The 1686-nt window shown below is 69.8% G+C and carries 2 protein-coding genes and 1 pseudogene; 2 read left to right on the forward strand and 1 reads right to left on the reverse strand.

The window, feature by feature from the left end; all coding sequences use genetic code 11:
* The coding region (locus AOK24_RS42745) for an MBL fold metallo-hydrolase (RefSeq protein WP_206191370.1) at positions 1-442 on the reverse strand (442 nt) is incomplete at its 3' end.
* A 164-nt stretch (positions 443-606) separates the two neighbouring features.
* On the opposite strand from AOK24_RS42745, the gene AOK24_RS42750 reads away from it, so the two are divergent.
* Positions 607-1164: a PadR family transcriptional regulator gene (locus tag AOK24_RS42750; protein WP_055725245.1), complete on the forward strand. Its 558-nt coding sequence runs from the start codon at positions 607-609 to the stop codon at positions 1162-1164.
* A 341-nt stretch (positions 1165-1505) separates the two neighbouring features.
* Positions 1506-1686: pseudogene (locus AOK24_RS42755) on the forward strand (hypothetical protein); the annotation flags it as partial.

A 1686-nucleotide genomic window follows, 5' to 3' on the forward strand; every position in this document is an offset into this window, starting at 1 on the left:
CCGCCTCGTCGACGACTCCCTTGACGCCGCCGAAGTGGTCGATGTGGCAGTGCGTGTGCACGACCGCGGTGACGGGGCGGTCGCCGAGCTGCTCGCGGACCAGGTCCAGCGCGGCTGCGGACGTCTCGACGCAGGTGAGCGGGTCGATGACGACATAGCCGCGCTCGCCGACGACGACGGTCATGTTCGCGGCGTCGTAGCCGCGCACCTGGTAGACACCGTCGGTGACCTCGAAGAGGCCGTGGTTGCGGTGCAGTTGGGCAATGCGCCACAGGCTCGGGTGCACGGTCGCCGGCGCCTCGCCGTCGAGGAAGTCGTACGCCGTGAGGTCCCAGACCACCGTGCCGGAGGCGTCGCGGATGACGGGCGGCTCGATCGAGGCGATCCGGCCTCGTGCCACGTCGTCGAACGCCCGCCGGTCCGCCCACGGCAGGCCGGCCACCGCGGTGGCNNCGGGTCGGACGACTGCGTCATCGCTCTCTCTTCTCTGCTCGCCGGTGGAAACCGATACAACGAATCCGGATACCTCGAAACAAGGTATCCGTCCGATCTCGACCGTAACACCTCGTTACGTGGTACCTCGATTCGCTGTGCGACCATGGGGGTGTGTTGGAACTCGTGATCCTGGGACACCTCGCGCAGGGACCGCTGCACGGCTATGAACTGCGCCGTCGGGTGGAGCAACTGTCCGGTCACACCCGACCGGTCAGCGACGGCAGCCTCTACCCGGCGATCAACCGCCTGGTGAAACGCGGCCTGCTGACCCGGCACACCGAACCGGGCGCGGCAGCCGCCCAGAAGTACGTGCTGACCCTGACCGACGCCGGACGCGACGAACTGCTGCGGCGCCTGCGCGAACCCGCCCAGCACGAGATCACCGACCACGCCCGCTTCTTCACAGTCCTCGCGTTCCTGTCCCTGCTCCCCGACACGGAACAGCAGCACGCGGTACTGCGCCGACGCCTGGAGTTCCTCGAGACACCCGCGAGCTTCTTCTACGACGGCGACCGGCCGCTGCGCGCCGAGGAGGTCACCGACCCCTACCGCCGCGGCATGCTGCTCACCGCCCGCGCCATGAGCCGCGCCGAACGCGCCTGGCTCCACCAGGTTCTGGACGGCGGTCAGGACGCCACGGTGCCCTCGCAGGTGGCGGGCGAGCGGTGACGGCGGCACCGGGCCGGAGTTTCCGGAGGGCGGCCTGTGGCTCGACGCCGTCATGATCTGCGGCGACCGAGACGAGGCCTAACCCACGTGCGGGGGCCGGAGCGGCCCGGGGCGCCGGGTCAGGCGGCGACCCGCGGCATGACCAGGACGGGCTGATCACGTCGCTGTCGAGAGCGCCTGCCGCGGCTTCGTTGATCTCCTCGAAGGGGAACCGGCGGATCAGCCGGTCGAAACCAGTCCCACCTGCGCGGCTGACTGTCCGAAGTGCAGGACGACGGTCGCAGGAGCGGCGGCCTGTGCGACATCCTGAAATGACGTCGTGAAGGAACGAGGAGTCGGTCGTGGATCTGGTTCTCGACCCGCCGCACGGAGTCGCGCCGATCCTGCTGGGCATGACGCTCGACGAGGCACTCGCCGCGGTATCCGGCTGGGGCGAACCCCGTGTGCTGCGGCGCCCGAGCCGCAACTCGGCGAAGGCGTCCTGGACCCTCGACCACGTCGGCGTACAGGCCCTGGCCGAAG

This window comes from Streptomyces niveiscabiei, from assembly GCF_001419795.1.
Taxonomy (GTDB): domain Bacteria; phylum Actinomycetota; class Actinomycetes; order Streptomycetales; family Streptomycetaceae; genus Streptomyces; species Streptomyces niveiscabiei.